Raw genomic sequence first — 10,777 nt, 5'->3', positions numbered from 1 at the left:
GCGATCCAACCACGGGTGAAGCCCCTGATGAGATTGGATCAGAAGCACTGAACCGTTGGTTATTCAATACAGATACGGTGGATAAAGTCCTGGATCATGTCATGACCGATGGGGTCAAAGTGGAGGGCGGAGATAAGCTGGGTAAAACCATCATCTTTGCCAAGAATCACAAACATGCCGTCTTCATTGAGGAACGTTTTAATAAGAATTATCCAGAGTACAAGGGCAAGTTCCTGAGGGTGATTGATAACTATGAAACCAAGGCTCAGGATCTGCTGGAAACCTTTGTGGATCAGCATGTAGAGCATGACCCCCAGATCGCAGTCTCAGTGGATATGATGGATACCGGTGTGGATGCTCCCAGGGTTGTGAATCTGGTATTCTTCAAATTGGTGAAATCTCCATCCAAATTCTGGCAGATGATTGGTCGTGGAACCCGACTTTGTCCTGATCTGTTTGCTCCTGGTGAAGATAAATCTCATTTTCTCATCTTTGATTACTGTCAGAACTTTGAATTCTTTGATGCAAACCCGGATGGGATTGTTGCCAGCTCCATCAAGAGTCTTACTCAGCAGATATTCGAGAACAAGTTGGAAGTCGCCATGCTGTTAAGGGATGAGAAGTATTCCACTGAAGATGATCTGGACATTCAAAAACAGTATATCGATGAGTTACATGCAACGATTGCAAGTCTTGACCAGGATCGTTTTGTGGTTCGCAAAGCGTTGCGCTATGTGACGGAGTATTATAATCGTTGGCGCTGGGATAATATTTCACGAGGGGATTGGAGCGATATCAACGAGCACCTGGCTCATCTGGATGTCCCTGAGCGTGGTGATGATGAATTAGCACGACGGTTTGATGTCTTAATGCTAAGTTTCCAGTTGGCACTCATCGGTGGATTCAAGTCATTTGAGAAATATGTGATAAATGTGTCATCAACGGCACGGGCTTTATTGAAGAAGCAAAATATCCCAACTGTGGGTGCTCATGTGGCACTGTTGACTGACCTTCAATCCGAAGTGTTCTGGAAGGCTGTCAATGTGAAACGGCTGGAAGATATTCGTCAGAATCTACGGGAGTTAATCAAGTTCCTGGATCGGGATCAGCAGGAGAATGTCTATACTCATTTTGAGGATGAGATTAATAAGGATGACATTCAACCTCGTGATGTTATTGAAGCCCATGTTCAGTTACAGAGTTATCGTGACCGGGTGGAATCCTATATCCGTAAGAACAAACACCTTGAGACGATCAAGAAGCTGAATAACAACATTCCCATCACTTCGGAAGATCTTATTGAATTAGAACAAATCCTGTTCGATGGGGATGAGCGCGGAACCAAGTCTGATTTCGTTATGGAATACGGGGATCAGCCCCTGGGATATTTCATCCGCAGCATTATTGGATTGAATAAGACAGCAGCGAATGAAGCTTTTGCATCCTTCATCCAATCAGGGAATCTGAAAGCGGATCAAATGACCTTCATCAAGCAGATAATAACTCACCTCACCATCAACGGAACGGTGGGAATGACACTCCTATTTGAACCCCCCTTTACCGATATTCACGATATGGGTCTCATGGGTGTCTTTGATGATGCCGAAGTGCTGAAAGTAAAGAAGATAATTGAGCGGATTAACCAGAATGCGGTGGCGGCTTGAGCCTTAACCCGCAACTTTCATGAGGGAGTGCAAAAGTAATTGGTTCATGCTATGCTTGTGAAAGTTACCCCCAATATTGACGCCTTCGCAAAAAGTCCCTCTCGCACGTCTACGCTCTACAAGCTTCGCCGCACAGGCAGAGCGCGCAGAGCGTTGTATTGAGTTCATCGAAATGACACGATGTGTTGATATATATGGATTTAGGAGTATTCATTATATGTGGTTGTATTTAATGGTTTTAGGGCACATTTCATGAATTCTCAGATACTTCTAGCGGTTTCATCAATATTGAAAAATCCACTTTGTACCTCATGTTTGACACTTGCGAAAGAATAATTCAGTAAAAACAAAGAGATAGGTTACGCGGAATTAGACTATTGTACTACATTCGTAATTTATTCAGTTGGCTGGTGATAAAGCATCATGAGAAGCATAGATCTAGCTGACCCTGATTTCTCCTGTTCCTTTTTTGTTCAATTCGGATTTTTTGTGGATCAAATGAGTTTTGATGCCCAATGATGAAAATAGTCGCGTTACATTTTTCCCAACAGAAGTTGATATTATGATGGGCTTCTTGTCATCATTGACATATAAGGGAATTAAACGGATTGTATCTAACTCTTCCATCAAGGTTTTCATGGTCAGAAGTATGGATTAAACCTGAAGGTGCTTCCCACGGGTCAACTGCCTGCCAATGCTTTGTACTACATGATCGGGATGTTGGTATTCAATCTGGTCAAGCTGATGCAGTTAACAGTCCTGCCTGCTAAATGGCACCACAGTATGATTACCAGTATACGTCACAAGTTGTTCAGAACTGTGGCCAGGGTGGTATCAAGTGGTCGCCAGTTATGGTTGGCTATCACGGCTGCTGCAGAAAAAGTCAACCTGCTGATCCAAAGTAGGGAGAAAATTTATGCATTGGAGTAGATGTCAACAATGAAGTGACCGAAAAACAGGTTTAAAAGAAGGTGGCAGGTAGACCCTCATGGAGGCTTAACCTCAAAAAGTCGTCGAGGGGACTATTAACAGGCTCTATAACAAAAAATGGAGAACACTGACTTACTAAAGATCGCTGAAATGATATTTATCTGAACTCAATAATTATTTTGATGAAAATCATTATCCTGGAGTCCTCATCTGACTTTTATATCGGAATCAGGGCAATAAATGAAATCGTATTTTATCTTGGATAACAAAGAGCAAATATTTATTATGGATACAAATTATTAACAGTGTGACATAAATGGGGAATAACATCACGTCCTGTTCCAACTGTATCTCAAATGCCACGTCCACCTCGAAAGTATTTCGTATTCGGTAACAGTCTGATTTAAACGGGTTATGACCCGTTTAAGTTTCGTATTTTAGCACTCCCAGTCCCTTCGGTAAATAGTGAATATTATTTCGTAAAGGGACACTCATGTACTTTTCCGCATCATCCAGAAAAACGTTGATCATCTGCTTGATGATGATGACCTTAATTCCTTCAACGACACTTGCCTGGGTTGAAACTATTCTCACGCCATCGGGCTCTATTGGGGGCTATAGTTTTGGTTATAGCGTTGCAATAGATGGAGATTACGCTGTTGTCGGTGACTACAGTGAGCGCAGCGATATGGGTACAGCCTATATTTTTCACAAAGCAAATGGAAGCTGGATTCAACAAGCCAGACTGGTGGCCAGCGATTCTTTAGCTGGAGACAATTTTGGGACATCTGTAGATATTAGTGGTGATTATGTGGTTATTGGTTCACCGTGGGATGATGATAGTGGTAGTAGTTCAGGTTCGGCGTATGTTTTTCAAAGAGTGAATGCGACCTGGACCCAGCTGACCAAACTCACTGCAGATACTGCAAATGCTGGGGATAATTTTGGGCATACTGTTACTATTGATGGAGATGTTGTAGCAGTGGGATCTCCCTATGACGATGACAATGGGTCGGCATCTGGAAGTGTTTATATTTTCACTAACAGTGGCGGCAACTGGTCCCTTTCTCAGCAATTAGTAGCGAGCGACGCTTCAGCTGGATACGCATTTGGGTATGCCACAGCTCTATCTGGTAATTACCTGTATGTCGGTAGTCCTTACCAGACTTCGCTGGGAATTTCCGCTGGCGCTGCTTATGCGTTCTTTTACAATGGTTCCTCTTGGAGTCAGCAAGCGCTGATTACAGCTCCAGATGGGGCGACTGATGATAGTTTTGGTCATTCCGTTAATACAGATGGGAATAAAGTGGTCATTGGTGCCCCCTGGGATGATGATGCTGGGAGCGGATCAGGTTCTGCTTACGTATTTGGCAGAAGTGAAACTAGTTGGCTATATGAATCAAAAATTACTGCCAGTAATGCTGGAAGCAGTGACTTGTTTGGTCGTGCAGTTGCCATTTCTGGAAATGATCTATTAATTGGAGCTGAGCAGCATGATAATAGTACAGGGGCTGCCTATCAATATCATTGGGATGGTGCGACTTGGATTGAGACCAATGAAATTCACCAATCAAATCCAGTTGCCAATGATCGGTTCGGTTCGGCTGTGGCATTTAGCGGGAATGAGATGATCATTGGGGCATACGGAGAAGGTGATGAAGGGACTGCACACCTCATTAATTTTAGACCTGAAGCGCCAGAGAACCTGATCCTCACAGCTGGAGATCTCTCTGTAACCCTGACGTGGGAAGCAAATAGTGAATCGGACATCTCCCACTACAAGATTTATGGTGGCACAACACCAAATCCAACAACTTTGGCCGCTACGAATAGTGGGGGTGTCAATGATACAACTGTTACTTTAAGCGGTTTAACCGACAATACGTCCCATTATTTCTATGTAACTGCTGTGGATGGGCATGGTGGTGAGAGTTTCCATTCTGAAGGTACTATGATCGCTTTTGGATCTAATGAATTCAAACTTGGACTCGCCACTGGTGAAGCTTCGGACCTTTTCGGTCGGGCCGTGTCTATTGATGGCGATTATGCAGCAGTTGGTAATTCGTATGATGATAGTAATGATCCTCGATCAGGATCAGTCGATATATTTCGAAAGGTGGGGGATAGTTGGAGTTTTCAGACAAATCTCATGCCCGATATCAGTTATCGAGGGATGCAATTTGGTGTCTCAGTATCATTATCTGGTAATTATTTGCTCATTGGCTCATTGGACAATGCCGGGGGAACCAATAGCGGAGCAGCCTTCGTATTTTATCGAGATGGTGAAAATTGGCAGCAGCAGGCCAAATTGACGCCCAGTGATCCAGCTCCCCATGACTTTTTTGGACTCAGCGTTGCCATTGATGGTGACTACGCAATCGTCGGTTCTTCTTATGATGATACCTGGAGTACAGATGCAGGATCAGCATACATCTTTCACCGGACAGGTGCAGCCTGGAGTCAAACCCAGAAACTTCTGGGCAGTGACGGTGATTATGCAGATCATTTTGGAGAATCGGTAGATATATCCGGTAACTCAATAATAGTTGGTGCGTCAAATAATGATCAAGGTGCTGATGGCTCGGGAGCAGCCTTTATTTTTGGATTCGATGGCTCGAGTTGGTCAGAGGAGTCCAAAATTGTCCCTGGAGATCCGACTGCATCAAAATTCTTCGGCAAAGCCGTAAGTATTCATGGTGATTACGCAGCAGCAGGTGCCACCTGGGATGCTGAACATGATACACAGGCCGGAGCAGCCTATATTTTTCACAGATCTGGAGGAAATTGGTCTCAGCAAGCGAAACTATTTGCCAGTAATTATGTGCGGGTTGATCAATTTGGAACATCCGTATCCATATCGGATACCGATTTGATCGTTGGAGCACCTTACCACAATGACACCTATGCAAGTAATTCTGGTTGTGCTTATCAATTCATCCGTATGGGAGACAGGTGGGTAGAGAATTTAATATATACTGACGAAAATGGAGACAATGACCATAATTATGGGTGGGCGCTCGACCTTGATGAAAAAACAGCTATAATTGGTGCTCCAGGGGCTGATGATGGTGGTGCTGCTTTTATAAGAACTCTCCCTCCAGATACACCTGCTTATCTGGTGCTGACTCCCGGTGATGGACAGGTCACATTGACCTGGGATGCGGTAAATGATAACAGCATTCTTGGTTATTCTGTCTATGGTGGAAATCAGCCACACCCAAACTCGATAGTTGCCTCCAATTATTCAGGAGTAAGTGACACCACAGTGATCCTTTCTGGCTTATCTGATACCAGCAATTATTATTACTACATCAAAAGTCGGAATTTAAATGGTAACGAAAGTTCAGGTTCTGAGGCAGTCATGATATCCTTTGGATTGAGGGAGAACAAAATCACGGCTGCCAATCTAATCGATGCTGATAACTATGGTGGTAAGGTTGCATTGAGCAACGATTACGCCGTCGTAGCGGCCTCATCCAGAGATGAATACGGAGAAAATTCAGGACAGGTATTTGTCTATCATAGGACAGAGTACGGCTGGTACCAAAAAGCAAAGCTGAAGGCAAATGATGCTTCCAGTGGGGATTATTTTGGCAGCTCAGTAGCCCTCTCAGGTGATTATATTCTGATTGGCGCAAAAGAAGCTGACGGCATTGGGGTTGGAACGGGAGCAGCATACATTTTTTACTATAGTGGCCAGAACTGGCAACAACAAGCTAAGTTGACTGCACTCGATGGGGGCAGCTTAGACCACTTTGGAGTTTCAGTAGATATAGATGGGGACTATGTCATTATTGGTGCAGAAGGAGACGATGATGGACTTAATGCAGCCGGTGCTGCCTATATATTTGCCAAAATCGATACAGCCTGGACCCAACAAGCTAAACTGCTTGCAGGGGATGCTGAAATGCGAGATTACTTCGGTAATGCAGTTGCCATTGATGGTGATTATGCATTGATCGGAGCCTACGGTGAAACTGGATATGCTGGTGCTGCATATGTATTTATGCGGGCTGGAGGTGCCTGGGGCCAACAAGCTAAACTAAGTGCTAGCGATGCATATACGCGGGATAAATTTGGAACTTCTGTCGCACTTGATGGCAATTATGCTCTAATAGGTGCCGATCAGGACGATGATTATGGAACCAGATCCGGATCAGCATATATCTTTCAACGGAATGGAACCAGTTGGGATCAACAGGGAAAACTGACTGCTGGTGATGCTGAAGCGTATGATTATTTTGGGATAAGCGTTGCCATCCTTGATGATCAAGTTCTGATTGGTGCGTATCAGGAAGATACACCTGCCTCAAATTGCGGGGCTATGTATCAATACGGTTGGAATGGTTCGAAATGGGTGGAACAATCAAAATTCGCTCGCTCGGATGCTCCTACTGGCAGTTTCATGGGGTATTCTGTTGCATTATCCCCGAAATACATGATGGGAGGAGCTTATAGTGATGAATCGGCTTACATAATTGACTTGCCGCCATTTGCTCCTACGGGACTGACACTGACACCTGGTACTCAACAGGTGACCCTTGACTGGGATAGCAATGATGAGTCTGATTTCAGTTCTTACAGAATATTTGGAGACACTCTAGCAAATCCAACTATGCTGTTAAACACTATCACCGACCGTCTGGATACCAGCGTGGTAATCGCAAACTTAGATGAAAACCAAAATTATTTCTTTTGTATAACTGCAACTGATGTTTCAGGACAATCAAGCGGCTATTCTGAGAGCCAGGTAGTCGCATTTGGTCCAAGATCCTTTACACTAGCTGAACCTGAGGGTGATGAAGTAAGTGCACTTTTTGGTTTTAGCCCAAGCGTTGATGGCGATTACGCTATCGTTGGGGCCTGGGGTGATGATGAGGCAGGGAGTAACGTAGGGGCAGCTCATATTTATAAAAAAATCAATTCGACCTGGGTACATCATGCCAAGCTGCTTGCCGGTGATGGTGCGAGCACAGATTTTTTCGGTCAATCCGTAGCTATTTATGGGAACTATGCCGTGGTTGGAGCAGCCAATGATGATGATGCGGGTACCTCTTCTGGCTCTGCTTATGTTTTCCATCGCACTGAATCTGGATGGTCAGAACAGGCAAAACTGACTGCATCGGATGCCGCTGCAGGTCATTCATTTGGTAAAAAAGTTACTATTTATGGAGATTACATCGGTATAGGTGCGTCTGGATCAGCTGCAAATTCAGTGTATGTTTTCGTCAGGAGTGATACAGTATGGACCGAGCAGCAAAAATTGTCTGGAGGTTATAATCATACTAATGGAGGCAGCAGAATTGTCATTGGCTCACAGTCTTATAATGGTCACGGTGGCGCTTTTGTCTTTGATCGTAGTGGGACCGCATGGACCCAGACGGTGATACTGGAAGCCTCAGATACCCAATCTGGAGATAGCTTTGGTCAATCAATTTCTTTGGACGGTGATTATCTGGCTGTTGGTGCAGTAGGAGATGATGACCTTGCTGATGGATCTGGTGCAGTCTATGTGTTTGAGTTGTCAGATACAAGTTGGGTCGAACGTGCAAAACTACTGGTTAGTGATGGAGGTAGCTCAGATTATTTCGGAAGAAGTGTAGCCCTCGAAGGTGACAATCTTATTGCTTCTGGCAGCAATGGTTGCTTAATCCAACATTTTGCCCGTTCTGGTTTAGAATGGAATATTCAAACCACATTGCCCACCGGAGATTACGTAGATATTGCGGATGGCTATGCAGTTTATGAAAATAATTATGCAGTATATCTGCAAAAACTGCCTCTGAAAGCTCCCGCAAATCTTGTTGCCACACCAGGGGAATCTGAGGTCAGCCTTTCCTGGTCACCTAGTGCCCATAGTGATTTTTCAGAATATCGAATCTACGGAGGTACCAGTCCTGATCCAACTACTCTAATCGGAACAAACTCGGACAATTCAAGCAATACAACATTTACTGCTGCTGGTCTGAGTGAGAATACCAGCTATTTTTATCGGATAACGACCGTTGATGTGACCGGTGTGGAGAGTGCCTATTCGTCTAATGTATTGGTTGCCCTTGGACCGGATGAGTTCAAACTAACATCTATAGATATTGCTGAGGGAGATGAATTTGGCTGGTCTATAGATGTTGATGGAGACTATGCTATAGTGGGTGCACCGAAAGATGATGATAGATATGAATCATCTGGCTCGGCATACATTTTTAAGAGAACAGGATCTGCCTGGACCCAGAGTTGTAAGCTAAACGCCGGGGATCCAGGAAGTTCAGATAATTTTGGCTGGTCCGTTTCAATAGATGGAGACATAGCCGTTGTTGGTGCTCAAAATGACCATTTTGACGGTATGTACCAAGTTGGATCAATCTATGTATTCAAACGATCAGGGGAGGACTGGACCCAGGAAGCCCGTTTACTGGCAAGTGATTACTCTGGTGGTAGTTATTTTGGTTTCGATGTCTCCTTGCATGGAGACTATATCATTGTTGGTGCGTATCGGAATGCGAATTCGAACGGTTCTGATGCCGGGGCTGCCTATATCTTTTACTATGATGGAAGCACCTGGTCTGAGCAAACCAAGCTAATCGTGCCAGATGGTGGCAATGACTATTTTGGCTATTCAGTAGATATAAATGCTACTCATGCCATTACAGGAGCCTATTTAGCTGATGACACCTACAACGATGATGGAGCCGCCTACATCTTTGAAAGATCAGGTACTTCCTGGACTCTACAGTCCATCCTGCATGGCCATTATGGATCAGGAGATCATTTTGGAGCCTCAGTCTCCCTGAGTGGTGACCGTGCCATTGTGAACCAGGGATACAATGCCGGTCGGGCATACATTTTTGAGCTCGAGGGATCAAATTGGATCGAAAAGAAGGAGTGGGTGACCTATTGGAATGGTTTCGCATGGAAAAGCGATATCAGAGGCGATTATGCTATCATCAATCAGGTTCAAAATAGCGAAAATGCAACTGCAGCAGGAGCTGCATATGTCTTCGTTAAAACGAGTGTTGGATGGCAGGAGGCTCAAAAGTTCCTGGCAAGTGATGGTGCTGAATGGGACCGTTTTGGCCATGATGTGGAACTATCAGATGATTATGCAGCTGTGACGACGCCTTACTCTAATTCATCCAGTGGTGCGGTGTACATCTATGATCTTGAACCACTGCCCCCTGCAAATCTTACAGCAAATATTGGGCTGAACCAATTAACCTTGAACTGGAGTCCCTGTGAGGCTGCTGATTTTTCAGAATATCAGGTGTATGGTGGTACAACGCCAGCACCGACAGCATTAATTGCAACCCATTCTGGATCAAAAAATGATACCACTTTGAACCTTACTGGTCTGGATGAAGATGCACACTATTTCTACCAGATTAGAGCTGTAGATGAAAATGACAACCAAAGTCTTTTTTCCAGCGCCACTGCAGCATCTTTTAACGATCCCAGAACCAGCCTGATTGGAGCTGATATTGCTGGTGAGGACAGATTCGGTACAGGTGTTAGTATTGATGGTGACTATGCCATTGTGGGCTCTAATTGGGATGATGATGCTGGTTCAAGATCTGGCTCTGCGTACATCTTCAAGAAATATGCTGATGGCTGGGTTCAACAAACAAAACTGATAGCTGCTGATGCAAAAGCCGTAGATTATTTTGGTTGCGCAGTAGATATCAGTGGTGATTATGCCATTGTTGGTGCTTACCAGGATGATGATGGTGCCAGTAACTCAGGTTCAGCCTATATTTTTAAACGCTCAGGGCAACGTTGGTTACAACAAGCTAAAATCGTTGCAAATTCACCCATTGAGAATGAATGGTTCGGTTATTCAGTAGCAATTGATGGGGACTATGCTGTTGCTGGAGGTCGAAATGCCTATGGTAACGTTGCCTATTCTGGGGCAGCATGGACATTTCATCGTGACAACAACACTTGGATCCAACAAACCAAGCTGATTGCATCGGATGGGGCTTATGGTGATGCATTTGGTGAATCTGTAGATATCTCAGGAGATTATTGCTTAATTGGTGGTTCCAACGCACGAGCAGCATATATGTTTATAAGGAATGGATCTGCATGGGACTACCAAACAAAAATAACAAGCTCTGCTTCTTACCCCTACCAGTTTGGTCGAACGGTCTCTATTCAAGGTGACTATGCCTTAATAGGGGCAATGAGCC

General features: G+C 44.4%; 2 protein-coding genes and 1 pseudogene. All 3 read left to right on the top strand.

The features are described 5' to 3' along the window. The coding region (locus tag U9Q77_09605) for a type I restriction-modification enzyme R subunit C-terminal domain-containing protein (GenBank protein MEA3287612.1) at nucleotides 1-1,664 on the top strand (1,664 nt) is incomplete at its 5' end. A 654-nt stretch (nucleotides 1,665-2,318) separates the two neighbouring features. Next, nucleotides 2,319-2,594: pseudogene (locus U9Q77_09600) on the top strand (hypothetical protein). A gap of 493 nt (nucleotides 2,595-3,087) precedes the next feature. Further along, nucleotides 3,088-10,777, top strand: a 7,690-nt coding sequence (locus tag U9Q77_09595; protein ID MEA3287611.1) for a fibronectin type III domain-containing protein, incomplete at its 3' end; no start/stop codon positions are given.

This window comes from Candidatus Neomarinimicrobiota bacterium (assembly GCA_034716895.1).
Classification (GTDB): domain Bacteria; phylum Fidelibacterota; class UBA8477; order UBA8477; family JABMPR01; genus JABMPR01.
The sequence above is the reverse complement of the archived record's forward strand: the minus strand, read 5'-3'. Positions and strand labels throughout refer to the sequence as shown.